The organism is Microcystis sp. LE19-41.2A, assembly GCF_027530405.1.
Classification (GTDB): domain Bacteria; phylum Cyanobacteriota; class Cyanobacteriia; order Cyanobacteriales; family Microcystaceae; genus Microcystis; species Microcystis aeruginosa.
In genome coordinates, this window is record NZ_JAPZQJ010000182.1 from 17,897 (window position 1) to 42,722 (window position 24,826).

A 24,826-nucleotide genomic window follows, 5' to 3' on the forward strand; every position below is an offset into this window, starting at 1 on the left:
CTCCTTAATTAACTTTCACAATAGATTTGCCACATTTGACGATAGGCGCTTTCCACATCTTTAGTAAACTGACGTGCATTCCAAATCTGTGCTGTTTGACGAGAAGCTTGCAATTGCATGGCTATTTTTTTTCTTAATTCCTCATCCATTCCTAATTTTATTCCCCACTGAATATACTCCTCATCACTCCAAGCAATACCCTCGCTAATTCCCGCATAAGTCATAAAAGTATAACTGTTACGACTGGCCCATTGTTGACCAACTTTTGTCACTACAGGAATACCCATCCAAAGAGTTTCTAGAGTAGTGGTTGCACCACTGTAGGGATAGGTATCGAGTACCACATCGGCAATTTGGAGATTAGCGCGATGAATTTCCTCCGTAGCAACTCCTGAGAGAAAGCGCAATCTATTTTCATCGATTCCTTCCTCTTTAGCAATGCTGATAAATAAATCTTTGATCAGCTTTTCACTTCCCGCACCTTTGATTAATAAATAACTGTTAGGTACTGCTTTAATAATCTGCATTTGTAAGCGAATTGTGGCAGGATTTCTTTTTAATCCCACTTGCAAAGTTAAATAAGTAATTGCCTCTGCTGGTATGTTTAAATCCTCTCGGGTTAGCGTTGGTGTTCCGATTTCAAATCCATCCACGGCAAGATAACAGTTAGGCAAGCACCAAAGCTTCTCTTGATAAAACTCTTGGGCATTTTTTTCTAGAACTAAATTATCTATAAGGAAGTAATCAATAGCAGGTATTCCTGTGGCATCTAATCCTAACCATGTTATTTGAATTGGTGCGGGTTTAATTGCCATAACTCCACAGGTGGTATCCTTAGTTATACTATCTAAATCTACTAAAATATCGATGTTATCTTGATTAATTTGTTCAGCAATAATTTGGGGATTTGCTGGTAAATTATTATACTTATCCACCTTATTTTTAAACCATTGTTCCGTAATATCGTCCTCGACTTGATTGACTAGGTAGAGATGAATATTAAAGTTATCTCGTTGATGATAATGAATTAACCAGCGACTTAAAAACCCGACGGAATGTCGCCGTAAAGTATGGGCAATATAGCCAATGTTTAGTTTTTTATTGACATCTTTAGGTTTCTGAGACTCGATAGTAACTTGATTAAATCTTTTTCTAACTGCCTCTTGAAATAGTTTAGCTAACTGATTAGTTAACCAGCGATTGCCTACTAAGTCATCTTTTAAATAAGCTAAGGGAGAAGTGATAGAAATAACCTCAGCTTGATTTCTCATAGGACATTGACACCGTTCTAAATTATTTTGAATTGCTTGATAATATTCCTGAGCTTTATTGCCAATATTTAACCAATTACCTGCTAAAAGTTCCGTATAGAGCAGCAGATAAATACTATCCAGTTTTGATACTTTATCATTGGATAAATTCCTGATTTTATTGGCAGTTTCCAAGGCCAACTCAAAGTTACCAGTCTCGATATAGTATTGATGAATTTTATGCAAAAGTAGTAAGCGATCGGGTATAATATCTAGGCAGCTAAGAGTCAAAATAACAGCATTAGTTTTATCGGTATAATAAATTTTTTCAATATGTTGTTCGATAATTTCCAATATTGCCGATTGTTGTGACTCTATTTTTAAAAGGGTTATGATAATATCCAGAACTTCTTGCGCTGGCCAATCTAGAAGTCTATAGATTGTGTCTAGGAGTAAATTTATATCGAAAGTTGTTAACTTGTCCGAACTAATTAAATTAACTATTTGCCAATCTTTAAGTTTTTGGGGATAAAAATATTCTAGCTTAATTTCTAACAGCACTAGATATAATAAATTTTCTAGGTTATCTGGATTTATCTGGTAGATATGCTGACGAATTACCCAGCTTAATTGCCAATTTTTTAGCTTAACTTGTCTTCGCGCTTCCCCATCCAAAATATTGACTAAATCTGCTGTCCACAGCATCACCTCCTGTTCATCCCCTTGACTGAGGACGAATAACCATGTGGTTTGTGCTTCTTCTTCCCTAGCTTCCAAAAGATAGGCTAATCCTAAATACCAATAATGACTAATTTCTAAGGGTTCTCTTTCTATCAATTCTTCGTAAAACTGACTAACAATATCGTATTGATTGTTTTCTAAAGCGGTTTTAACTTCATTTTGCCAAGACATGATTTAATTCTCCCTGATTAACTTTCACAATAGATTTGCCACATTTGACGATAGGCATTTTCCACATTTTTAGTAAACTGACGTGCATTCCAAATCGGTGAAGTTTGTCTAGATTCATCTAATTTAGCGATAACTTTGCGTCTCAGGTTTTCATCCTTACCTAACTTAATCCCCCAGTCGATATACTCCTCATCACTCCAAGCAATACCCTCACTAATTCCCGCATTAACCATTAAAGTATAACTATTTCTCGATGACCATTGTTGACCAACTTTTGTAACTAAAGGAATCCCCATCCACAGCACATCTAAAGTCGTCATTCCTCCCGTAAAAGGATAGGTATCTAAAACCACATCAGCTATTCTTAAATTTGCTCGATAAATTCCTGTGGGATAGAGGGGTAAGATTTTTAATCTCTCATAATTAATTCCTTCTTCCTCGGCAACTTTGAAAAATAATTTTTCCACTGATTTAGCATCACTTAACCCTTGAATACTCAAATAACTATTAGGAACTGCCTTTAAAATTTGTAGCTGAAATCGAATAGTTTCAGGGTTACGTTTAACTCCCGTTTGTACGGTTAAGTAATTAATTGCATCCTCTGGAATCCCTAAATCATCTCTTCGGAGAGAGGGGTAAGCAACCTCGACACCATCCACACAAATATAGGAATTAGGTAAGCGCCAAATTTTTTCTCGGTAATATTCCTGTGCATCTGCTGGTAAAACGTAATTATCAGCAAGATAGTAATCAATTGCGGGAATTCCTGACGCATCAAAACCTAACCAAGTCACTTGTACTGGTGCGGGTTTTAGTGCCATGACTTGGCAAGTTGTGTTATTAGTGATACTGTCTAAATCTACCAAAATATCAATATTATCTTCACTAATTTTTTCAGCAATCATTTGAGGATCAATCGGTAAGTTATAGCAAGCATTTACCTGATTTTTAAAAAAATTTTCAGTGATATAATCTTCTTGTTGAGATACTAAGTATAAAGAGACATGAAACTCATTATAGTCATGATACTTGATTAACCATCTAGAGATTAATCCGATAGAATGATTATATAAAGTATGGGCAATATAGCCAATTTTAAGAACTTTATTGGCATCTTTAATAGTCGATTTTTGCAGAGAATGACAGTTAGAATTATTGCGAACATATTCCTGAAAAAGTTGACCAACACAATTACTAATATAACGGTTTTTTCTTGGGTTATCTTCTAGGTAAGTTAGAGGGGATAAAACTGTTAGGTATGGTTTATCCAATAATCTTGGACATTCTCGATTAGCGATACTTTTTTGCAAGGATTCTGTATATTCTTCAATATCTGCCTTAATATCGACCCAATTACCACTAAATAATTTGACATAAAGAGCAACATAATCAGCTACAACTTGAGAAGGCAAACCTCGACAAATTGTTTTTAATTGACTAGCTACTTGCATAGCATCGGCAAAATCTCGAGTATCAAAATGACATTGATAAAGTTCAGCTAACAGATAAATTTGCCCTGGTTCCACTGCCAAACAAGTATTAATAATATCAATAGCCAATGGTATGCCTAGAGAAGGTAATTTAGCTTCTACTACTTTGATAAAAGTTTGTCGCTCACGGTGAGATTGAAATATTGCCTCTAAGTAGGGGACGGTTTCTGGTATCTGAGAATCGAGAAATTTTTCTAAAACTTCTGCTAATAAACTTAACTCTAGACTCTGGAAATCATTGATTTTTAACACATCAACAAATAACCAGGTTTTTAACTGCTCTTTTTCAAAATAATTCAAATTAATTGCTAATAAAATAAACCGCAGTAAATTATCAATATTATCGGGACTAATCTCGCGAATATGTCCTCGAATTAACCAACTGGTTTCTAAATTGCCTAACTCTAATTGTCTTCGCGCTTCCCCATCCAAAATATTGACTAAATCTGCTGTCCACGCAGTCATTTCCCCTTCATCCCCTTGACTGAGGACGAATAACCATGTGGTTTGTGCTTCTTCTTCCCTAGCTTCCAAAAGATAGGCTAATCCTAAATACCAATAATGACTAATTTCTAAGGGTTCCTTTTCTATCAATTCTTGATAAAACTGGCTAACTTGCCAGAAATCCCCTTGGATAATTGCCGGTTCAACTTGGGAATGCCAAGACATAAGTATTTATCGTTAAGTGTCTCTACTAGCGTACCCAAATATAAGCAAAATTTTTCTATATAAGTAAAATTTATCAGTCGGTCAGGGGTTGGGTTTTGGGGTGGTCACTGCGTGCGCTTTGCGGGGGGTGTTAGGGTTTTAGTTGAAATTCCCCCACTTCCCACGTCCCCACGTCCCCACTTCCCCCGCTTCCCACTCTGCACCCAGTTTCAACGCGTCCTAGCTTACCATCAATGTCAGCCAAGAGTCAGTCCCGATGAAAAAGTTTTCACCACCAGAGACGAAAGAGGTTTCCTTCCCTATACCCCACACCCTACACCCTACACCCTACACCCTACACCCTCTTTCAAGTCAGTTTTTTGAAAGATTTTCTAAATAAACCAATAAATCGGCCATAGCTTGAGTATCGGGCTGAAATTTGGGCATTGGCGGGGTTTTACCGCTAATTACCTGTTCAATCAGACTAATTCTCGATTTGCGACGGGAAACGTCCTCTAAACTCGGTCCGACGATGCCATCAGCAAACTGACCGTGACAAGCAGCACAGTTAATCTGAAAGATTTCGTAACCGCGACTGACATTACCTTGTCGGGATAACACCTCTTTAATGTAGGGATCCGACATCTTAGCCAGATGAAAGGTGATTAAATAGGTGCTAATCAGGAACAAAACCACGATTATAACCATTAAGAATCGATAAAGCCCGAATTTTGGTTTAACTAACTGACTATTCACGAAGGCCGCCGAAGGAAAGGTGAGTTTCTCTTTACATTTTGCAACTTTTTGCCCCAAAATTCCACCGCTCCTGCTAGAGATAGGCAAATGGAGAATAATATAAGACAAAACTGCATCTTTTTCTAACCCTCTAGCAATGAACCTATTAACCAGACTGGAAGATTGGCCCTATATTATCTTACCTATCACCATCATCCTCAGTTTCCTGCTGTTGGGATGGCTCGTAGAACAGCGCGTTGTCAGTCAACTTTTATCGATTGCCAGAGAAAAAAACCTGCGTTTCTCGGAAGGGGTTTTACGTTCCCTTCGTGGATTAAGCATACTTTGGTTCGGACTTTTGGGTTTAAATATTGCCCTCTCCCTTCCCAATCTTCCCCTCTTTCCCTCCCTGATTCTCCTGAGCCAAAAATTGCTGCTAGTGGCTTTTTTAGCTTCGGCTACTTGGGTTGTTGCTCAATTATCCGTGGAAATATTACGAGTTTATACCACGGGAGATGATGGCATTTCTTCCCTAACTTCCCTATTTGAATTTCTCGCCAAAGTTCTGATTTTTAGCTGCGGTTTTTTGCTTATTTTAAGCTCGATTGGTATTTCGATCACTCCCATGCTTACTGCCTTTGGTATTGGGGGTGTTTCCCTCGGTTTAGCTCTCCAAAATACCCTAGCTAATTTAATGTCAGGGATTAATATTATCACTTCTAAAAAAGTTAGACCGGGAGATTATATTGAACTGAGAACGGGAGAAGCTGGTTATGTGCGAGATGTGGATTTAAGATGCACAGTAATCGAAGAAATTACCAATAATCTTTTGGTTATTCCCAATGCTCAGATCATTTCTTCTAGTTTCCGTAACTATAGTTTACCAGATCACTCCCTACTGATTCCCGTGGAAGTGGGCATTAGTTACGATAGTGACTTAGAAAAAGTCGAAAAAGTTACCCTAGAAGTTATGCAAGAAATCGCTCAGTTATTGCAACCTCACCTCGGTAACTATAAACCCTTGATTCTTTATGGTAAACTCGATTACTATAGCATTGTGCTAACAGTTTATCTCAAGGTGGTAGAAGAAGAATTTTTTCAACATCTCACCATTAAACACGAATTTATTAAACTCCTACACCGACGCTATCAGCAAGAAGGAATTAAACTTCCCTATCCAATTCTTTTTCCCTATCCCCCCAGTAATCCCCCTAGTTAACCTCAATTTGCTATCGCAACAAACAATTGAAATGCGCGGAAAACTTACAATTGATAATTCTCCTCAAAAAACTTACGAGTCATCGGTTGGGCAACTTCAATACCGTGGCCTTCTCCTAATAATTCTAGGGGTTTTCCTTCCACTTGAATCCAGACTTTGGCATTGGGATCCTCGGTAGTAGTAGTATAGATGATTTGTGCCAAACGACCGATCAACATATCAGGTCCATCATCATTGCCAAACTCCCGCGAGAGATTAATCTTAATTCCCGTTTTATCTACTTTTAAATCAAGTAATTTAGTCCCGGCGGGAATAGTAGTCATGTCCTGAGGATTACTTGGACCAGCTAATAGAATCTTCAATACTGCTGTTAACTCTCGGTCGTCGCTATCCGCTTTTTGAACGGTAATTTCTTGGGTGACTAATTGATTACCCGTATCGGTCACTTTTAACCAATAAACCTGTCGAGTTTCCCTAACAGGAATAGCTGCAGGAGTTGCTGTTGGACTTGTCTCCACTGGACCGGGAGAAACCGGTTCAACAATTGGTGATTGACTTATCGGCGCTGGAGTGGGAGATTCAATCGGGTTTTCGCTGGTTTTCTGGGAGGAAGATAGGTGATGGACGGCAAACCAAGCAGTGGCCCCACCAGCAGTAAATAAAGCGAGGCCGATACCAATTATCCAAGGCAAAGAGATTTTATCACTAGAGCGAGAACTAGGCATAATTCAGTTATTAGTTATCAGTTATCAGTTATCAGTTTTAAGTTATCAGTTATCAGTTTTAAGTTTTAAGTTTTAAGTGAGCAGTTATCAGTTTTAAGTGAGCAGTCGAACGCTTTTATTCTCCCCCCGCAACGCGCACGAAGTGGTCTCCCCACGTCCCCACATCCCCACCACCCCACGTCATAATTGATAATTCATAATTCCCACTTCCGATCTCCTGTTTTCCGACCGTTAAATTTAATTGGGGTTCCCCGATCGAGGCTTGATGCTGCCAAAGGCGGCTATACTCAGCTTATCATCGTCGATCTGCAATTGGAGAAGGCGGGCGATAATTCCTTGTTTCTCGAAGTTTTTTAAATCTAACTGGGTGGATATACCCTCGGCAAACCCCTTGAGAAGGCGCGAGGAGATGCGACGACCATTAAGAGTGGCTGTGGGGTCAATAAGCTCGATTTTTCGCCCCTGCACTAGCTTAAATCCCACTTCTAAGCTCAGATTGAGGGTGGCTGCTGGTTCGTCTGGCCGTTGTGTCTCTAGCTGCAGGCTGAGGGTGACTCGATTATTATTAAGAAAATTAAAATTTGCTTGACTAAGTTTATATTTTGTACTGCTCGATTCTTCCCTAGAGGGAATCAGATTATTAATCAGGGTCTGAATTTGTTCTTTGACCGCTGCCGATTGTAAAGCTTGATTAACATTAGTTTCCGTGAGGACAAGATGCAATGCTCCCGCAGCCGGTCGGCGCAGTGCGGCGGCTAAACTGCTGTTTTTTTGCTGTAATTGCCGCAAATCGAGGCTAATTGGCTCAGTTTCTAGCTCGATCTTCTCAATGCGAACATCAGCAAGGGGATAAATTCCCCGTGCAGAAATGCGAACTCGATCGATTTTGCCTTGCAGAGCCTGATAATTGGGAGTATTATCGACCCTGACGGCTAATTGTTCCACTTTTTGGACTTGGGAGCGAAGGGTATGGGCTAAAACCGTATCAATAATTGCCCCTGCGGGAGTTAACAGGGTCAAAACACTAGCGAGAGTGATTGTTAGCCATTCCATCGCTCAATTACACCCATCCAGCTAAATTTTGCCAAGCATTAGTCAAAAGCTGACTTAACCAACGTCGTTGCACTTGATCTAAAATCGGGTCTTCTGCGAGAATTTCTTCAGTCAGATCATCGAGAGATTGACCCTGAGCGCGGGCCATTCTGATAATTCCCGCAATCACGGCAGCGATCATCTCCTCGTCCACGGGGCGCTGTCGGAGGGCGGCAATTTCTTCGGGGGTAGTCGGGATGGGATAATTCATAATCAGATGGTCCTGGCTGTGTATTAATCTAGGTATGTAAAGTTTTTTAAACTTTTTTCAGAAAACTTTTTGTGTAGTCTAGCGTAATCAGACGATTTTTAGGTGTAATAGCTAAATCAAGATGAGAGAGATACTTTACAGAGAAATTCCGACTCCCGACTCGATCGCCGTTTGTCAGTGGTTACAATCCGATTGGCAACCTGCAAGCGGTGTCAAGACAAATACACCTAACGGGGTGAGATTGCGCTTATCGGAGGCGATCGAATTATCGATTTTTGTCTGGACGCTGCAACGGACTACTTATTTAAAAGTTTTCCGCTGGGGTGAGCGATCGCATGATCAAGAAACATCCCTGACTCGGCAGCTCGATCGAGCTTTACAAAAGCGTTTTCCGCCGCAGTTTAGCACGATACCAAACATCGATCAAAAAAATCACTCAATTTTTACAGATTTAGAAGCGGACTATCCCCTAACGGTTCACTACTTCCGCAAAATGCCCCAAGGAGAGGCAGACTTAGAACGTTTGTATTGGTGGGAAAAACGTTGGCGCGACAGTGCCAAAAATCCCCAACAACCGCAGCCAGTAATTTTCTCTAGTAGTGAGGAAAATGATCATCCCATCACCTACGACTTAATTTATATTGGTGGTGCCTTGGGGGCAATTCATGCGGCACAGATGGCCAAATTAGGTTATCGAGTCCTCTTAGTAGAAAGACTACCTTTCGGACGAATGAATCGGGAATGGAATATCTCTCGATCGGAGTTTCAAAGTTTAATTAATTTAGGCTTATTTACTGCCGAAGAATTCGAGGAATTAATCTTCCAAGAATACATCGATGGCTTTAATAAGTTTTTTGATGGCAATAATCCACCCCATCTGAAGGCGGAGATTCTCCATACTCCCACGGTTTTAAATATCGCCATTAATTCCGATAAATTGCTGCAATCCTGCGGTAAAAAAATACAGGATTATGGCGGTAAAATTCTCGATCAAACCGAATTTATTAAGGCTGATATTACTGCTAATAGTGTTACTGTCACCCTTAATCATGGTGGAGAAATTCAACAGATAAAAGGTCGTTTATTGATTGATGCTATGGGTTCCGCTTCTGCCATTGCCTGGCAATTAAACGGAGTGCGTGCCTTTGATAGTGTCTGTCCGACGGTGGGGGCAGTAGTAGAAGGATTCGATCCGGTGGTGTGGGATTCTCACTATGGCGATGTCTTAAATTCCCATGGCGATATTTCTAAAGGTAGGCAATTAATTTGGGAATTATTTCCGGGGGAAGGAAGAGAATTAACTTTCTATCTATTTCACTATCATCAAGTCCATCCCGATAACCCCGGTTCTCTGTTGGAAATGTACGAAGATTTCTTTACTATTTTACCCGAATATCGACAGTGTGACCCAGAAAAATTAACTTGGAAAAAACCAACCTTTGGTTATATACCGGGGCATTTTAGCACAGGAAAAAAAGATCGAATTGTCTCCTTTGATCGCATTTTAGCCATCGGTGATGCCGCCTCCCTGCAATCACCCTTAATTTTTACTGGGTTCGGTTCTTTGGTGCGTAATTTAGAGCGCTTAACCCATCTTTTGGCTCTGGCCTTGAAACACGATTTACTAACAGCTAAAGACCTAGAAAACGTGCGGGCCTATCAAAGTAATGTGGCGGTAACTTGGTTATTTTCTAAAGGAATGATGGTTCCCACGGGAAAAACCTTACCACCCCAAAGAATTAACGCCATGTTAAACACATTTTTCGGTTTATTGGCCGACGAACCGCCGGAGATTTCCGAAACTTTTATTAAGGATAAAACCGATTGGTTGACCTTTAGCCGTTTAGCAATTAAAGCGGCCAGAAAAAACCCCGCTTTACTGTTATGGATAGCAGAAATGGCTGGCAGTCAGGATTTAATTCGTTGGTTGGGTTCCTATCTCGATTTTAGCCTTGATGGAGTCAAAAATCTGCTTTTGGGTCCCTGGTTTTCCCAATGGTTAAAAAACTCCCAAAGCTGGCTAGAAAAAGACAATCCTCGCCTCTGGTTAAAGTTATTGAGTTTTAATTATGGCCTAAGAAATTAATTAGAGTTTGCTGAAAAAGTAGGGGCGAAGCATTCGGGCATAACCTATCGCTGAAACCGTAGATTTCCTATCCGAAATGCTTCGCCCCGAAGATGCAAGGTTTTGAACCACGATTCTCTCAAAATCTTGCACCTGTGGGAGCGAAACAGGCATCTAAAACCCTTACCTCGTCTATATTTCACATTTATTCAGCCAACCCTAAGTAGGAGACTCCCAGACAGCTATCGGGGATCAGATTTGAGTTTTTACACTAAATCCAGTTATTAAAGACTGATTATTTATTTCCACTTTTGCCTTTTGCATGAGTGCATGAGTGCCTGTCTTCATAAGTAGCCTATACTCAACGGATTTAGAACGTAGGTTGGGTTGAAGCATGAAACCCAACGCCCGCATGGGTTACGCTACCGCTAACCCATCCTACAAATAATTGTGCCTACCTACTTAAGTAGCCTATACTCAACGGATTTAGTATTAGTTCACTGTTTGTGGAGTTAAGAAACTGTTGGAAAAGTTCAAGAATGCGCTTACCTAAAGGTTCTAACTGCGATGCTGATGTAAAATAGCCATCATCTTTTGGGCCACCGCTGCTGTTTGTTCCAGCATAGCAAAATGACCACAATCGGATAACTCAATGACGTTGCTGCCAGTTTCAAACAAAGGATGAAAACTGGCCAGATGGTTAACGTACTTAACTTCCATAATCGTATCCTCTTTCCCCGCCAGAAAATAGACCGGTTGCGGGAGACGGGAGACAATCTGGGGTAAAAGATGAACTTCGCTGATAGTGGTGGTTTGCAAAAGTGACCCTAGGGCCGCTTGGTAATCGGCCCGGACAAAATCAATCACGCGCTGTTTGCCCCATTTTTTACCTAGGGTTTGCTTGACCATCATCCGCGAGAATAAAACATCAATAAAGGGAACACGGGGCAACCAAGGCGGTCTTCTCTGTAAAATCTGTCTTCCGGCTTCCCGAAATCGCTCAAATTCCTCCTTTAGATAGATGCCACCGCCGGCATTCATACAGATTACCCCTTTAATCCGTTCAGGACAGCTATCCGCGGCCCACAAAGCAACACTACCACCGAGGGAATGACCAACTAACCAAGCAGCATCGAGGTTTAAGCGGTTAAGAAGGGTAATAACGTCTTGGGAGTAGGATTCAAGGTTATAACTGCTAGGAGGACTGTTAGAGGTGATTTTTTGGGAGTCGCCAAAGCCCCGGAGATCATAGACTAGACAGGGATAATCCGGGGAGAGAATATCTACCAAAGGCTGCCAGTAGTGACGACTCAGCAGCCAACCGTGTATAAAGACTAAAACCGGTTTATCCGCTCGGGGCGAAAATAACTCGTAACTGTGGGATACTCCCGATATGTCGATGGTAGGCATATAATCAATCTCAACCTAAATTAAACCGTTGATAGGGGTTACTAGGGAAACTTCTAGAGAAAAAAAGGTGTATTTAGCCTTGTTTATAGAGCAAAATCGGGGAAGCTTAGGATCTTCCCCCGATAGCTGATCACTCACTGCTATAGACAATTTCAAAAGCTTCTACTCAAGTATAAAACACTGGAGATACTTCCCTAAAATAGGATGAAAACCTTAGACTAGGATTCATCTATGAAATGCGATCGCTTTTTAACTCTTTCCCTCGTCTTCAGTCTGGGATTAGCTTTTCCCCCCTCTCTACCCGCTCAAAATCCCCCCGCTACCACCTTTCAACCCGGTCCTTGGCAGCCTGTTGCTAGGGTGAATACGAGTCGTCCCGTGGAGATTAAAATCATCAATCAAACCGATATTGACCTCAATTATGACCTATCGGCCAATATTAATTCCTCTCCCCAATTATTATCTCCAGGTACGGAGACAAACCTAAGAGGTTTGGTAATTCCAGCATATATTCTGATTAATCGGGCTAATGCCGCCGCAGATCCCTATTCTTCTAGTTTAATCTATGCCGTAGAGGTCAATGATGATAATTTAGTCACGATTACTGTCACCAAAGTTCCGGGGAGTACCCCCGGTTATACCACCTTTAACATCAATCAACAGGGTGCTATTTATATTTACTAGCTCTAGCTTAAGCTGTTATGGAGCCACCTCGATTGTTAATTAAGTTTAGGGTTCTTTCTACCTCCTTTGGCTTCAGGATTTTAAAATTCGTCTTCTTGGGCAAGAATTGTCTTAAGAGTCCCTTATTATGCTCGTTTAATCCCCCTCTCCCAAGAATGATAAGGAGTAGCAAAATAAAAATCTGCCCCGATTTTCTGAGGGGGCATCTCAGTTTTGCAGAAATACTGAAAACAGGATATAAAGGAAGAAGAAATTGATCAACAGAGGCAAGGACAATGACCAGATTAAATGATGCTGACCGAGAAAAAATCGAAATCGAAGGTTAAAATTAGTTTGATTTTTAAATTCTCAGCCGTTACGACTAAAGTCGCATCAGCTAAATCCATTGGGCGATCTTTATATTTTTCCATCAGTGACAGTAATCGAGGATAATCTTTTTCTTCGATCGAGGCTAACCGTACCATTTTCTTCAATAGCAATTTACCGAGTTGAGCTTGCATCGACCATCCCCCACGTTGCAAGCAGAGATACATGGATTCGGTAAAACAAGCCCAAGTTGTTATTAGATAAGAGGACTCATTCTCGATCAAAATTTTAACTGCTTGATGTCGTGGCTGAGATTTATCTACCGAACAGAATAAAGGGGCAGTATCGCACAGGATCATAGGATCAATCCCTGTTGTTTATATTTATCCATCAAAAGATTTTCCTAGTCCTTTTCACTAATTTCAGAGGCGGTCAATTCCATTTCTTCAACTTCTTGAAACCATTTAGCCCATTTTTCTTTTAAGTCCTCTCTTCGGTACGCTTCAATTTCTTCGGCGATCTCTTCTTCGGTAATATCCTGAACGCCGGGTAAGGATTGAGTTTTATCGAAGAGTTCTTTAACTTTTTTGCTTAAAGCCTGACGGTTTTGTTTGTCCGCCAAATTTAACAAAGCGTCTTTCAATAAATCTTCAACGCTATTATATTTCCCTGTCGCTAATTGAGAGTTAATTAATTGTTCTAATTCGGGAGATAAGGTAATATTTATGGTAAAATATGCTCCTTTGTAATTCGGTCGATATTATGATGGTTCGTGAACGATTTCATCGATAAACTCTTCTTTTTCTTCTTCCGTCATGGTATTCCAATCATAGCCGCGTTCTTTGGCTACGATTCGAGCTTTGTCAATGGCGTAATTAGACAAGGATTCCCATCGATCCGACTGACTGAGGATGAGAATTTTATAAACTTCCCGTTGCTGTGCTTCGGGGAGTTGTTTGAATAAGTCGATAACTTGTTCGTTGCTTAAGGTTAAGTTCGGCATAGGTCAATTCTAGACACCAGCATGATTAATCAGTTTAACACCGGTCCTTAATGGAGAAGGTTTTCGGTTCGCCTACACCTTCCGGGCTTCGATCGGTTAGAATCGAGAAATTATCGGCCTAGAAAGTCCTTTCATCTTCGCGCTTGCCGTAAAATTATGATTGTCTCTCTCCAAGAAGCTCAAGCCAAACTGCCCGAACTGATATACAATCTCAAACCCGGGGAAGAATTGTTGATTACCGATAATAATCTCCCACTAGCCAAATTAATCGGGCAAACCCCCACATCTCCCCAACGTCCGGGGCCTGGCCTATGTAAAGGAATGATTACCATCGTGGCCGATGATGAAGAACACTTACAAGACTTTGCGGAGTATCTGCATTGAAATGTCTAATCGATACCCATACTCTGCTTTGGTACACACTCAACGAATCCCCACTAAGTAGCGCCGCCCATCAACTAATTAGGGTTTGCTGAAAAAGTTTGTTGGTGGGGTTAGGAGTCAGGAGTCAGGAGTCAGGAGTCAGTAGCTGGTCGTTTCAGGCTTTGTTGCCCTCTTTTTTTTGTACCAATTTATGTACTACGAGAGGGATAATGCAAGGTTTTTGAGAGTCCCAATCGGATTTTCGCAGCATGAACATCGGATTTTAACAGGTCAAAAGCCTTATTTTAAAAGGGTTTTACCATTATTCAGCAGACCCTAAATATTTTACACAATTCATACCAGGTAAGCAAGAGGGCTACGGCACTACTACCGAATCATTAGCCAATTTCACTGCATCAGCTTCATCCCTTGCCACTGAACCAAATAAAGACAAAGACTTTACCCCCAGTTTTGGCAACTCTTCTCGGTGTGAGAGGAGGAGGCAGATTTTGCTGCCGTTTCCTCCTGATAGCTAAGATAGGATCAGTTTTTGCGGTAAAAAATCTTACTGCCTTGGTCACTGACAAAATGACAATTGCGGTAGGACCGCCAGAGAGATTTGAAAATCGGTTCTTTCGAGACGCGATAATAGTCTCCTAAGACGGGACGGATGGCCTCGGTTGCTTCTTGGAGATGATAGTGGGGAATAGTGATAAAAATATGATGGGCGACGTGAGTACCAATTTGGTGATGGATGGGATTAAAGATGCCATAATCGCGATCGATGGTAGAAAGCGCCCCTTTAAGAAAGTACCAATCTTGACCGCGATACCAGGGAATATCATCTTCGGTGTGGTGTAGGAATGTCACCAAGTCTAACCAAACCACAAAGACGATATAGGGCATGATGTAGTAGTTAAACAGAAACCAAAAGCCTTGGCTAATACCCACCCCGATTAATAGACCTAACATAAAGGTACAGCAAACGGTGCTAGTCAGTACCTGCCACCGTTCCGAGGGGCGAAAGAGGGGGCTTTCGGGCATAAAATGGGACCCCTGTTTATTAGGGGAACGACGGAAAAGATAAAGGGGATAAACAAATAAAATTAGCTGAAAACGAGCTAATTTTTCGTACCAAGCCATATTGTTATACTGGGTTTCCGTGACGGGATACCAACTTTCATCGGTGTCGATATTGCCAGTATTAGCGTGATGGGTGCGATGACTGATGCGCCAACCGTGGAAAGGTACGAGAATGGGAGTATGACTGAGATGACCGATTAAGTTATTTAACCAACGATAACGGGAAAAGGAACCGTGACCGCAATCGTGACCGACGACAAATAAGGACCAAAACATGGTTCCCTGCATAAACCAAAAAAGGGGGAAGAACCATGCTTGATTAATCTGGTAAGTTATCCAGTAAAGTAGGGTAATAATGCCAATATCAAAAAAAAAGTAAGCTAAAGAGCGAAAAACGCTTGATTGGAAGCAACGGGCCGGGATAGCTAGACGGACATCCTGTAGGGTAAATGGCAAAAATTCTCTTTTTAGGGAGGGTTTAGGTAGGGTTTGGGACACTAGGTTATAACTCAAGGTAGATGACAAGGGCAGTATTGACGAAAGCTTGAGAACTAAACTTTTCTGTTTCTCGATGCGCTATCTTTTCTCTATCTCAGCTAGGAGCAGATAAGACCGAGCGATCGAGCGAATTTCGTCTAACTCACCAGAATTATATTGTAGGGCTTAATGTAACTTAACAAAAGCCCCTAGGGAAAGTCAATCACATTCTCCCCCTGTCTGTCCATCTGTCCCCTTGGACATCTAGTACAATAATATCTGAGAAAATAGATAAGACTCTCGGTTATTCAATCAACATTATGAACGAGTTACCTATTCGTCCAGCTAACAAAAATTTTACCCATAGTTGCTTGACTTTTGCCGATTTTTATGCGGGAATTGGTGGCTTTCGTCTCGGTCTTGAACAAATCGGTTGGCAATGTGTTTTTAGCAACGAAAATAACCCAGATTGTGTGAAAACCTACAATCACAATTTTCATGAATCCATAAAACCGCAAGATGTTGAAGCTTTAATTCCTAGCTTACTTCCCGATTTTGAGGTTTTTTGTGGAGGATTTCCCTGTCAGCCATTTTCCAGAGCAGGACAACAAAAAGGTTGGCAAGACAGTCGCGGACTAGCCATTCAGGAAATTCTCAGAATTTGCCATGAAAAAAAGCCTAAAGTTATCTTTCTTGAAAATGTTAGTAATATCGTGCGCTTAAATCAAGGGCAGATATTAAAAGATATATTAATCCAGTTAAAAGAAATAAATTATCTGGCTTTTTATGCAGTTATCGATAGTAAATATTTCCAAATTCCTCAATCAAGACCTCGCTTTTTTTTATTGGCTTTCCGCAAGGATTTAGGAATTAAAAACTTTCAATTTCCCCAACCTTGCCATGCAGAAGTGGGTATTGAAAAAATTATTGTTCCGGGGGATTATTCAATTCCCATATCGGAAAAATGGCAGCAGTATATTGATTATTATGCTGGCAGAATTACTGCCGAACAATTATCTTTTCAACTGCCAAAAACAAGAATAAGTATTGAAAGGGCAAGTGTTAATGTAGATTATGATAATTGTATTTATCAAATGAGATCTAGTGGCATCCGAGCAATTTCTATCCAAAAACCCTTTCCTACTTTTGCGGTTAGTGTTAGCGGTGGTGGTGCCATGATTCCAGTGTATAGCAAGGAAAGAAGACATTTAAGTCTCTTAGAAATAAAAAGATTAATGGGATTTGCCGATGATTATTATTTTCCTGTTTCTCGCACCGCTGCTATTAAACAACTTTCTAACGCTGTCTGTCCCCCAGTCATTAAACATATTGGTAGAAATATTACTAAATCACTTAATTAGCTCGATTTAGCCGGTCTTCAATATTTTCTTGACTGGGGAAAATCATCTTAGTTACTTCAGGAAAAGCTAAGACGCATTCTGAACATTTATCAGGAGCATAGTTACAAAGATTACAGATTTGCCATTTGCATTTATTACAATAGAAGCAGAGAGCTTGAAAATTGTCATCGGCACTATTTCCACCTTTTTCTACGGGAATCCGATGATCCCAAACTAAACGCACTCGATCCCTAGCATAGGTATTTTGATTGATATTTTCTTTCTTTTTAAGAATTGAGCCAGAAAAATTACATTTATTTTTTTGTTGTTCTAAGATATTTCTCTGAATTAGGGATGAGGGAGGTGTTCTAATCGGTGGTTTAGTAGTGGTAAAAAGTTGTTGATGATCGGAACTATCTAAAATATATTTTTGACTGCCTAATCTTTTTTGTCCTGGGGGAGCATAAATAAAATTAAATCCCTCTTCATTCCAAAGTTCGCTAAAAGGTTTATTAGCATCAGCATAGGAGTCTTGAATTAAATTTTCAGGAATTTTACCCTTGAGTATAGTTTTTATCTCTTGTAAATTATTGGTCGCATTAGTTAGATCGCTCTCACAACCTTCTCCATACCTAATCAGAGTTAGCAAAGCAGCAATAGTTCTTTTTTTATATAAAATAATTACTCTGTTATCATTAAAGATAATTAAATATCCTTTTCCTTGAGGATTCTTGGTAATTTCCCTAATATCTTCTAACTTGATCCCACTCATCTTAATACCTCTAGAGACTACAGATAACTGGCTGTTAAAAATTGTCAGATGCCCCCCTTATTAAGGGGGGATTAAAGGGGGGACTAAGGGGGGATCGGCACCCCCCTTATCAAGGTGAGCAGGAGGGATCAAAGACAAAATCTATCTTCAATTTAATTGAAACCACCTACTTATATTTATCAAATGAGGTCTAGTGGCATCCGAGCAATTTTTATCCAAAAACCCTTTCCTACTTTTGCGGTTATCGTTAGCGGTGGTGGTGCCATGATTCCATTGTATAGCAAGGAAAGAAGACATTTAAGTCTCTTAGAAATAAAAAGATTAATTTTCCTGTTTCTCGCACCGCTTATTAAACAACTTTCTCACGCTGTCTATCTCCCAGTAATCGGTACCCTGCCGATGGTTGTGAGTGTGATTATGAGGAATCCTCCTAAGTGTGTATTTAAAAGTTTTACATGGCATCAATAGTTCCATCTGACACCTTTTTCGCCTCCCGTTTTCCATCCCTTTCCATTGCGACAATCAATATGAACGAAGCCCTTTTTCGCCCCCCAACCCAAGGCACCATACCAGTGTTGATCTACCCACTTTTGAAATTCAAACACATCTCCATGAGCAGGGCAAATATCGACCGCAGTTCCTCGGATATGCTGCGAGTTACTTAACCCTCCCACAGCACGATTGATTTGCTCAGGGCGATACCCAGAAGTGATGATAATGGGCTTACCGTAGTCAGTGCGAATCTTCTCCAACTCTCGCATAATCGTGAGTATGTTATTTTGCAAAGTGGTGTCGTGCGGAATGCGTCGGGGGTCGTTTCGTAAGTTTTCTCCTAGAGTGAAATGGGGGGTTAAATGGGTGGACATATCACTCCAATCTACATCTTTCGGAGTCAAAATTTTGGGCATTTCCCTAACCACTTCGACTTTGCTAACCTGATCGCTAGATTCTGTCGCTGCCTTGCCTGTTTCAGGCTTTGCGGCTAACTCTTCCGTATGTAAAGGTGTAGAAGGTAATTGTTTGATAACTTGACAAGCCTTGTCGTAATAACGTTGACGCTCCTGTAAGTGATTTGCTGGATCGCGTCCATTGACTCTGGCTGAAATCTGACGACAGGTTGCTCCCCGATCGCAAAGAGCATTCATGTTATTATTCTTCCACCAAAATCCAGCACTGGTAAAAGGATAATTGGCACCAACGTAATCTGCGCCATCCATCACCTTGGGATCATTAATAAAACGAGAAAAAGCTTGATAATTATACTTACCAGTCAATTGAATTGCACCTGCTCCGCGATACTTTTTCCCTTCACCAATTTTCGTATTACCTAGCTCTTTTGCTTTAGGATAGGGGGGATCATATGTTCGTTGAGCAGCTACTTGGCTCGGCCTCCAAATTTCCGTCATGTATTGCAAACCTCCACTTTCATGGGCTGTTTGGCTGAGAAAATGTCTAATTCGTGGCACTGTATTAATTTCAAATCGCTGTAAACAAGAGTTTAAGTCATTGAATTGTTTATCACTCATTTTACGTCCATAGACAGACTCAGCTTGCTGACGAGTTACAAGATTAACGCCTTGATGCTGACTTGATTCTGGCGCGGATACAGATGATAGGCTATTGTTTCTGCTAGATTGTTGCCAAGGTAAATGCCAATGATCCGACCAAAGATACCAAGTGCCAGCACCGTAGTCTAACTCCACTAGGCAATGTCCGTCAATTTCTTCTGAATACTTGAGGACTTTGTACTCTCTGCCCACAGGAACTTCTTTTTTCTCGTTTTCACCGAGGTCTGATGAATCAATAGGCTGCTTTTTCAGATAGGTTTTAGTAGTTGCCTTGATGATGGTATTGGGGGGCGCAATGACCCAATTTTCGGGTTCTACCTTTGTGGTTGTAGCTGATCTTTGAATTGAGCGGGTGGCTGCGGCTTTGAGGGTTCCTCTATTTGTTAGGGAGATGGCAGAAATTCTTGATAATTGGTCAATGGCTTCCCGCGCTGAACCATTTTTACTGGACTGGGGAACAGATGATAGTATCTTGTGTTCCCAAGGTAAGTACCAGTGATCTGACCAAATATACCAAATTCCCTGGCCGTAGTCTAATTCAACGAGGCAATGTCCATCAGATTCTTGTGAATGCTTGAGGATTTTATACTCTGTACCCACAGGAACTTCTTTTTTCTCGTTTTCACCGAGTTGTGATGAATCAATGGGCTGCTTTTTCAGATAGGTTTTAATGGTTGCTTTAATCTTTGTATTGGGGGGAGCAGCGACCAAATCTGCCCGATTCTGGGTTACTGATAAGGTTGAGGTGACAGGTTTCGCCACCGCAGAAAGTTGAATTTTATCAAGTAAGGCTTTCCCGTTAGTCTGTTGACTCACCCAATCTTGATTTTGGATCAGCCAGTTTTTTATGGAATTATTTCCCCCATCTACTCCATCCCTTTCATACTCGTCAATAGCTTGCGCTAGTCCTTTCCTCTGCTCAACAGCAAACAAATCCTTTAGGATATCATCCCTTGATTGAGAATTGCCAAGGCCAATTCGGGCGATCGCCCGATTCATTTCGTACTTCCAGCTATCTCCCTCCGTTGATGCCCCCGGTATTCGTAGTTCGATGGCGCGATCGAGATAGGAGATGGCTTTGTCTAAATCAGGAGGCTGTGAACTGATATAAGCATAACCTAACTCTGCATTATACGAGGCATTATTGTTATCACTGGCTACCAGAGCCTCAAAAATCGGAATTGTTCTATTGACCCGATCTTTAAATGTTAGAGTTCTCCTTCCCAAGCTACGGGCATCATGGGCAAGATTAAAAGCACGTTCTTTAACATCATCAGTAGCAGATTCAAGTTTCTCTTGCATTTCTGATAATTCGGACTGATTTAGCCCTTCTTGAATCTGCTGGTTGACTAGATTGCGGATGTATGTTTTTTCTTCGAGTTCTTTTGCCTGAGATTCTGCTTTCTCTTTGGCTAGGTCAGCCGTGTCTATACGGTTAATTACCTTCTTTAATGCCGCATCTAGGATGGCTTTACCACCGTAGCCGCCCACCAATCCAGTGACAAAAATCGTGATTTCCACGCCTGTATCATAAGTTTGTCTAAGTTCCTGGGGTAAGAACTGATAGGCAATAAGTGACCCACCTATGCCAACAAAAATTTCTCCCAAAAAGCCGGGGTTGAGATTATTGGGATTTTTCTTACTCCAAGACGGCAATTCTAACTCGCCGTCAAGCAATATGGAGTAAAGTAACCCGCCTAATCCCCCAGCCAATACCAGACTTAGATAGATATTATTTATGCCATTGAACCATTGTAAGTAACCTTGCAAACCGCTAATTTTGGCGGCATTGTTACTCGCAGAACTTGTAAAACTGATTAACTTAGCAAAGCCCAGACTCATACCAAGTCCTAATAAAAAAGTAAGGATGAAATTAATAGTCTTGGGAATGGGAGGAAATGTTAGGGGAGGTTTTTGTTTTGCTTTGTTCATGAACTTAAATCCAAAACTCAGTTTGTTTACTGTTGAAAAATTATTTTAATTGGCAGGGATTAATGGGCTTAGATGACTCAATCTCGCTGTTACTTATCCGTCAGAATTATCCTGTCCGCTGTTGCTATCGTTATTCAAAGAGCGGAGCGATTTACCTAATAAATCTCCTAACTTACCATTTATAGCGGTAAGCGCTTGAGTGAGATACAAACCAAGCTTTGCCTAGCATGGTTTATAGCTCGTGACACTGTACCTCATACGACTGCACACCGCTATAGTAAAGATTGAATCAGTAACATACCACTGGTGGAAAGCATCAACTTGTTAATCTCTTCTCCATTTCCATTGGGAAAATTATAGATATTGGAGTCTCCCAAAATCCCCGCTTGGGGAGCTAATGCTTTAGCAATTTCAACAACCTGGGGTAAATTTTCTATTAATTGAGGTGCTAACTCCCGAACCATTTTAGCCGTGCGCTCGGCATCCGTAGCCGGTATGAGATGGTAACGCTTACCTTCTGCTTCTGCCAAACGTTCGATAGTTTTTGCTTCGTTCTCCACTGACTCTGCGGCTATTTCCGCTTGCAGCTTCTGGCGTTCGGCTTGGGCTTTTTCAATTGCTGTAGTAACAGCTTCTTCTGCTTCGGCGCGTTCTATTTCTGTTTCCAGCCGTTCTTTTTCTTTACTAATAATCGAGATGGTTGCAGCAATTTCTCCCGTTTCTATTTCTTGATTGACTGTTGCTTGTTTTAAGCGAAACGTTTTATTTTTCTCAATTAAGTCTGTGTCTTGTGAGATTTTTTCAAGTTGAATTTCAATCTCTGTTTTGTTTTTGAGGGATTCTAGTTCTTTTTTGTCATTTAACTCAGCAATTTCGAGCTTTTTCTTTAAAGCCAATTCAGAGGTTTCAATCGCCTCCTGTAGTTCTTTTTCTTTCTCATTTTGGTATTTTTCTAGAATTAGCTCATGATCAGTCTTCCTTTTTTCGACTTTTTCTAGTGTTTCTAAATTTTTCAAAGATGTTTCTTGATGTGTAAGCTCTTGATTTTCCAGTTCAATTCCTATCTCTAATTCCTTTAGCCTTATATCTCTGCCTTTCTCTAATTCCTGTTTTCGTATTGCTTCTTCCGTATCTAATTCCTGTTTTCGTATTGCTTCTTCCGTCTTTAACTCTTCTGTGCGAGTTGCCAGAATTGCCGGTTGAATCACTTTTGTTCGAGCCTCAACTGCCTTAGCATCGAAATAGTTATCAGCAGTATAGTTGGCACTTTCTTCAATTTCACCAATAACTAGGTCTCTAACAGTTAATCCTAGAGGATTTAGGCAGTTACCAAGTATAGTCGTAGCTTCTTTTCCCACCTCTGTGCGATTTGTATGGAGATAGTCTAATGTATGTTTACTGGCACTTCCTCGTAGGGCGGTTTCGGCGCGTTTTTTAACAGCTTTCTCTACGGCTACGGTTGAAATACTGTCTTCTTCTACCAAAAATTTTTGAGCCTTTTGGTTGTCTTCTTTTGTGTCGGCAATATAGACATAAATTGTCGCTTGTACATTGGCTCGTAAATAATCCTGAGTACGAATATTTGATACTTCTATATCAACAGCAAATTCTTGGGATCTAATCGTGTCTGAGTCTGGTTCTGGTTCAGTCCATGCCTTGAAACCCCCAATAATTTTGTCTTTTTGCGACCACAAAGCAACCAGCATCAAAGTAAGCACAACAGTTACTCCTATCGGCACTAAAGGGAAACTGCCGTTACCTGGCGGTGGATTTGATCGGGAAGGTTCAGAGGAAGATTGAGCGACAATAACAGGCTCTGTTTGGCTGGGTTGTATTGGTCTCATATAGTAAAGATTCAGATCGGGAATTGCCAGCGATTCTAACATTCATGGTTCTTCGGTGGATAATATGTTAACAAAAATTTGTAACCGTTCAGGGGTAGATCTGTTTCATTTACAGGGTGAGCGCATCTCAAACCCTATTGACAATTGTGCAATTTTGTGGTTTGCGTGGGCATTTCCAGTGATACCAGTCAATCAGAATAGTTACGAACTCTTAACATTTAGTCGATTTTTGCTTAACAATTGAGATAGAAAATTATACTCAAATATGCCTGAATCACCTTCTAGGTGAGCAACTCACCTAAGCTGTTAAAACCGAAAAAAAAGGGCGAATTTTGTTCACCCTAACAGACAAAGTAATCATCCTACAAAGTGCCGATAAACTTATCAATGCGATCGAATCCTTTTTCAATCGTCTTCAGGTCTGTAGCGTAGGAAAGACGAATACAATCATCGGCACCGAAAGCAATACCGGGGATAGCAGCTACTTTTTGGGTTTCGAGGAGTTTCTGACAAAAATCCCGGGATTTTAAACCAGTTTGACTAATATCGATAAACACATAAAAAGCACCGTTGGGAGTAGGACAATTGAGTCCAGGAATGGCTCGCACTCGTTCTAAAATATACTGTCGGCGCTGGCTAAAAGCTTTGACCATTTCCTCAATGCAATCTTGGGAACTCTCTAAAGCAGCGATCGCACCGTATTGGGCAAAAGTGCAGACATTGGAGGTACTATGACTTTGGATCTTAGTCATGGCCTTGACAATTTCCACCGGTCCTGCTATGTAACCGACGCGCCACCCCGTCATCGAGAAAGCTTTAGCAAAACCATTACTAATAATACTGCGCTGAAAGATTTCCGCACCAAAAGAAGCGATACTGCGGTGAATTGCGCCATCGTAGAGGATTTTCTCGTAAATTTCATCAGAAACGACTAAAATATCCTTTTCAACCACAATTTTTGCTAAAGCTGCGATTTCTTCGGGAGTATAGACAATACCGGTGGGATTAGAGGGAGAATTGAGGACAAATAATTTAGTTTTCGGTGTAATTGCCGCTTCTAGCTGTTCGGGGGTGATTTTATAGTGATTCTCTAGGCTAGTGTTGACGATAACCGATGTTCCCCCCGCTAACGTTACCATTTCAGGATAACTCAACCAGTAGGGTGCGGGAATAATTACTTCGTCCCCCGCTTCAATTAGCGCCATGATCAGATTGTAGAGAGACTGTTTACCGCCATTGGTGACGATGACATTATCGGCATTGTATGCTAATTGATTATCCCGCAGCAATTTCTCGGCGATGGCTTTTCTTAACCCCGCTTCCCCGGCAGCCGGTCCGTAGCGAGTTTTTCCCTCATCGAGGGCCTTTTTCGCGGCAGCTCTGATGTGAGTGGGTGTGTCGAAATCTGGCTCCCCGGCGCTAAAACTACAGACATCTTCGCCGTTTTTCTTCATTTCCTTGGCCAGAGAGTCGATAGCTAGGGTAAGGGAGGGAGTAACTTGATTGACTCGTGACGCTAGTTTCATAGTATTTTACCCTGAAAGGGCTTTTCTGATGACCTACACAACCTTTAGTATTGTCCATCACCTCGATTGTTCTGGGTGTTTTTTTATATAATCTCCGGAATTGCGGCGCTTAGGGATGGGTGTGGGGTGTGGGGTGTGGGGTGTGGGGTGTGGGGTGTGGGGTGTGGGGTG

The 24,826-nt window shown here is 41.0% G+C and carries 22 protein-coding genes and 2 pseudogenes; 7 read left to right on the forward strand and 17 right to left on the reverse strand.

What is annotated here, in order from left to right; translation table 11 throughout:
• Nucleotides 1-8 precede the first annotated feature (8 nt).
• Both O9290_RS08175 and O9290_RS08180 read right to left on the reverse strand, forming a co-directional pair.
• The gene (locus O9290_RS08175; protein ID WP_288059241.1) at nucleotides 9-2,162 is read right to left on the reverse strand and encodes an O-linked N-acetylglucosamine transferase, SPINDLY family protein; all 2,154 of its coding nucleotides are present in this window, start codon (nucleotides 2,160-2,162) and stop codon (nucleotides 9-11) included.
• Between the two features lie 17 nt (nucleotides 2,163-2,179).
• Nucleotides 2,180-4,321 carry an O-linked N-acetylglucosamine transferase, SPINDLY family protein gene (locus O9290_RS08180; RefSeq protein WP_288059243.1) on the reverse strand — a complete coding sequence of 714 codons (2,142 nt, stop codon included), beginning with the start codon at nucleotides 4,319-4,321 and terminating at the stop codon, nucleotides 2,180-2,182.
• A 111-nt stretch (nucleotides 4,322-4,432) separates the two neighbouring features.
• Between O9290_RS08180 and O9290_RS08185 the strand changes: the two genes are divergently transcribed.
• Entirely contained in the window at nucleotides 4,433-4,684 is a 252-nt protein-coding gene (locus O9290_RS08185) for a hypothetical protein (protein WP_196219893.1), read from the forward strand.
• Here O9290_RS08185 and O9290_RS08190 read toward each other — a convergent pair.
• A complete protein-coding gene (locus O9290_RS08190; protein WP_502846454.1) occupies nucleotides 4,673-5,164 on the reverse strand; it encodes a c-type cytochrome in 492 nt (163 codons plus the stop codon). The two genes, O9290_RS08185 and O9290_RS08190, sit on opposite strands and share 12 nt — an antisense overlap.
• A gap of 28 nt (nucleotides 5,165-5,192) precedes the next feature.
• On the opposite strand from O9290_RS08190, the gene O9290_RS08195 reads away from it, so the two are divergent.
• Nucleotides 5,193-6,254: a mechanosensitive ion channel family protein gene (locus tag O9290_RS08195; protein WP_185237441.1), complete on the forward strand. Its 1,062-nt coding sequence runs from the start codon at nucleotides 5,193-5,195 to the stop codon at nucleotides 6,252-6,254.
• Between the two features lie 44 nt (nucleotides 6,255-6,298).
• Here O9290_RS08195 and O9290_RS08200 read toward each other — a convergent pair whose 3' ends face one another.
• The 3 genes from O9290_RS08200 to O9290_RS08210 form a co-directional block, all read right to left on the reverse strand.
• On the reverse strand, nucleotides 6,299-6,979 hold the full coding sequence (locus O9290_RS08200) for a GerMN domain-containing protein (RefSeq protein ID WP_288059245.1): 681 nt from the start codon (nucleotides 6,977-6,979) through the stop codon (nucleotides 6,299-6,301).
• 237 nt (nucleotides 6,980-7,216) lie between these two features.
• Nucleotides 7,217-8,032: an LmeA family phospholipid-binding protein gene (locus O9290_RS08205; RefSeq protein ID WP_002763593.1), complete on the reverse strand. Its 816-nt coding sequence runs from the start codon at nucleotides 8,030-8,032 to the stop codon at nucleotides 7,217-7,219.
• Nucleotides 8,033-8,039: 7 nt separating this feature from the next.
• A complete protein-coding gene (locus tag O9290_RS08210) occupies nucleotides 8,040-8,282 on the reverse strand; it encodes a hypothetical protein (protein WP_002763591.1) in 243 nt (80 codons plus the stop codon).
• A 121-nt stretch (nucleotides 8,283-8,403) separates the two neighbouring features.
• Between O9290_RS08210 and O9290_RS08215 the strand changes: the two genes are divergently transcribed.
• Complete coding sequence (locus O9290_RS08215; protein WP_288059248.1) at nucleotides 8,404-10,368, forward strand: FAD-dependent monooxygenase family protein; 1,965 nt, start codon at nucleotides 8,404-8,406, stop codon at nucleotides 10,366-10,368.
• A gap of 537 nt (nucleotides 10,369-10,905) precedes the next feature.
• Here O9290_RS08215 and O9290_RS08220 read toward each other — a convergent pair.
• Nucleotides 10,906-11,757 carry an alpha/beta fold hydrolase gene (locus O9290_RS08220; protein WP_288032418.1) on the reverse strand — a complete coding sequence of 284 codons (852 nt, stop codon included), beginning with the start codon at nucleotides 11,755-11,757 and terminating at the stop codon, nucleotides 10,906-10,908.
• A gap of 231 nt (nucleotides 11,758-11,988) precedes the next feature.
• Between O9290_RS08220 and O9290_RS08225 the strand changes: the two genes are divergently transcribed.
• Nucleotides 11,989-12,441, forward strand: a complete 453-nt coding sequence (locus tag O9290_RS08225; RefSeq protein ID WP_061431049.1) for a hypothetical protein — start codon at nucleotides 11,989-11,991, stop codon at nucleotides 12,439-12,441.
• Nucleotides 12,442-12,469: 28 nt separating this feature from the next.
• Here O9290_RS08225 and O9290_RS08230 read toward each other — a convergent pair.
• From O9290_RS08230 to O9290_RS08245, 4 genes and pseudogenes are all read right to left on the reverse strand, one after another.
• Nucleotides 12,470-12,638: pseudogene (locus tag O9290_RS08230) on the reverse strand (IS30 family transposase); the annotation flags it as partial.
• Nucleotides 12,639-12,725: 87 nt separating this feature from the next.
• On the reverse strand, nucleotides 12,726-13,106 hold the full coding sequence (locus tag O9290_RS08235; protein ID WP_288059250.1) for a type II toxin-antitoxin system VapC family toxin: 381 nt from the start codon (nucleotides 13,104-13,106) through the stop codon (nucleotides 12,726-12,728).
• 44 nt (nucleotides 13,107-13,150) lie between these two features.
• Nucleotides 13,151-13,369, reverse strand: a complete 219-nt coding sequence (locus O9290_RS08240; protein WP_223213100.1) for a hypothetical protein — start codon at nucleotides 13,367-13,369, stop codon at nucleotides 13,151-13,153.
• A gap of 138 nt (nucleotides 13,370-13,507) precedes the next feature.
• Nucleotides 13,508-13,750: a hypothetical protein gene (locus O9290_RS08245; protein ID WP_002763580.1), complete on the reverse strand. Its 243-nt coding sequence runs from the start codon at nucleotides 13,748-13,750 to the stop codon at nucleotides 13,508-13,510.
• 156 nt (nucleotides 13,751-13,906) lie between these two features.
• Here O9290_RS08245 and O9290_RS08250 point away from each other — a divergent pair, with 156 nt between their 5' ends.
• Nucleotides 13,907-14,134, forward strand: coding sequence for a type II toxin-antitoxin system Phd/YefM family antitoxin (locus O9290_RS08250; RefSeq protein WP_002763578.1), 228 nt, complete (start codon nucleotides 13,907-13,909; stop codon nucleotides 14,132-14,134).
• A gap of 391 nt (nucleotides 14,135-14,525) precedes the next feature.
• Here O9290_RS08250 and O9290_RS08255 read toward each other — a convergent pair.
• Both O9290_RS08255 and O9290_RS08260 read right to left on the reverse strand, forming a co-directional pair.
• A pseudogene (locus O9290_RS08255) lies at nucleotides 14,526-14,621 on the reverse strand (nucleotidyltransferase family protein); the annotation flags it as partial.
• 35 nt (nucleotides 14,622-14,656) lie between these two features.
• Entirely contained in the window at nucleotides 14,657-15,694 is a 1,038-nt protein-coding gene (locus O9290_RS08260) for a fatty acid desaturase (protein ID WP_288059265.1), read from the reverse strand.
• 299 nt (nucleotides 15,695-15,993) lie between these two features.
• Between O9290_RS08260 and O9290_RS08265 the strand changes: the two genes are divergently transcribed.
• Entirely contained in the window at nucleotides 15,994-17,034 is a 1,041-nt protein-coding gene (locus O9290_RS08265) for a DNA cytosine methyltransferase (RefSeq protein WP_288059252.1), read from the forward strand.
• Here the strand turns inward: O9290_RS08265 and O9290_RS08270 are convergent.
• Nucleotides 17,027-17,785, reverse strand: coding sequence for an HNH endonuclease (locus O9290_RS08270; RefSeq protein ID WP_288059254.1), 759 nt, complete (start codon nucleotides 17,783-17,785; stop codon nucleotides 17,027-17,029). The genes O9290_RS08265 and O9290_RS08270 overlap by 8 nt on opposite strands.
• A 156-nt stretch (nucleotides 17,786-17,941) precedes the next feature.
• Between O9290_RS08270 and O9290_RS08275 the strand changes: the two genes are divergently transcribed.
• On the forward strand, nucleotides 17,942-18,253 hold the full coding sequence (locus tag O9290_RS08275; protein ID WP_288059256.1) for a hypothetical protein: 312 nt from the start codon (nucleotides 17,942-17,944) through the stop codon (nucleotides 18,251-18,253).
• Here O9290_RS08275 and O9290_RS08280 read toward each other — a convergent pair.
• The 3 genes from O9290_RS08280 to O9290_RS08290 form a co-directional block, all read right to left on the reverse strand.
• Nucleotides 18,247-21,285, reverse strand: a complete 3,039-nt coding sequence (locus O9290_RS08280; RefSeq protein ID WP_288086898.1) for a D-Ala-D-Ala carboxypeptidase family metallohydrolase — start codon at nucleotides 21,283-21,285, stop codon at nucleotides 18,247-18,249. The two genes, O9290_RS08275 and O9290_RS08280, sit on opposite strands and share 7 nt — an antisense overlap.
• Nucleotides 21,286-21,557: 272 nt before the next feature.
• Nucleotides 21,558-23,171: an SPFH domain-containing protein gene (locus O9290_RS08285; protein ID WP_288059828.1), complete on the reverse strand. Its 1,614-nt coding sequence runs from the start codon at nucleotides 23,169-23,171 to the stop codon at nucleotides 21,558-21,560.
• Between the two features lie 320 nt (nucleotides 23,172-23,491).
• A complete protein-coding gene (locus tag O9290_RS08290) occupies nucleotides 23,492-24,655 on the reverse strand; it encodes a pyridoxal phosphate-dependent aminotransferase (protein ID WP_288059830.1) in 1,164 nt (387 codons plus the stop codon).
• Between the last annotated feature and the right edge of the window lie 171 nt (nucleotides 24,656-24,826).

Coding starts and splice junctions, on each gene's coding strand:
- O9290_RS08245 (WP_002763580.1), bottom strand. CDS start 13,750: ATGCCGAACTTAACCTTAAGCAACGAACAAGTTATCGACTTATTCAAA.
- O9290_RS08285 (WP_288059828.1), bottom strand. CDS start 23,171: ATGTTAGAATCGCTGGCAATTCCCGATCTGAATCTTTACTATATGAGA.
- O9290_RS08270 (WP_288059254.1), bottom strand. CDS start 17,785: ATGAGTGGGATCAAGTTAGAAGATATTAGGGAAATTACCAAGAATCCT.
- O9290_RS08235 (WP_288059250.1), bottom strand. CDS start 13,106: ATGATCCTGTGCGATACTGCCCCTTTATTCTGTTCGGTAGATAAATCT.
- O9290_RS08175 (WP_288059241.1), bottom strand. CDS start 2,162: ATGTCTTGGCAAAATGAAGTTAAAACCGCTTTAGAAAACAATCAATAC.
- O9290_RS08195 (WP_185237441.1), top strand. CDS start 5,193: ATGAACCTATTAACCAGACTGGAAGATTGGCCCTATATTATCTTACCT.
- O9290_RS08215 (WP_288059248.1), top strand. CDS start 8,404: ATGAGAGAGATACTTTACAGAGAAATTCCGACTCCCGACTCGATCGCC.
- O9290_RS08225 (WP_061431049.1), top strand. CDS start 11,989: ATGAAATGCGATCGCTTTTTAACTCTTTCCCTCGTCTTCAGTCTGGGA.
- O9290_RS08280 (WP_288086898.1), bottom strand. CDS start 21,285: ATGAACAAAGCAAAACAAAAACCTCCCCTAACATTTCCTCCCATTCCC.
- O9290_RS08220 (WP_288032418.1), bottom strand. CDS start 11,757: ATGCCTACCATCGACATATCGGGAGTATCCCACAGTTACGAGTTATTT.
- O9290_RS08250 (WP_002763578.1), top strand. CDS start 13,907: ATGATTGTCTCTCTCCAAGAAGCTCAAGCCAAACTGCCCGAACTGATA.
- O9290_RS08205 (WP_002763593.1), bottom strand. CDS start 8,032: ATGGAATGGCTAACAATCACTCTCGCTAGTGTTTTGACCCTGTTAACT.
- O9290_RS08180 (WP_288059243.1), bottom strand. CDS start 4,321: ATGTCTTGGCATTCCCAAGTTGAACCGGCAATTATCCAAGGGGATTTC.
- O9290_RS08210 (WP_002763591.1), bottom strand. CDS start 8,282: ATGAATTATCCCATCCCGACTACCCCCGAAGAAATTGCCGCCCTCCGA.
- O9290_RS08265 (WP_288059252.1), top strand. CDS start 15,994: ATGAACGAGTTACCTATTCGTCCAGCTAACAAAAATTTTACCCATAGT.
- O9290_RS08290 (WP_288059830.1), bottom strand. CDS start 24,655: ATGAAACTAGCGTCACGAGTCAATCAAGTTACTCCCTCCCTTACCCTA.
- O9290_RS08200 (WP_288059245.1), bottom strand. CDS start 6,979: ATGCCTAGTTCTCGCTCTAGTGATAAAATCTCTTTGCCTTGGATAATT.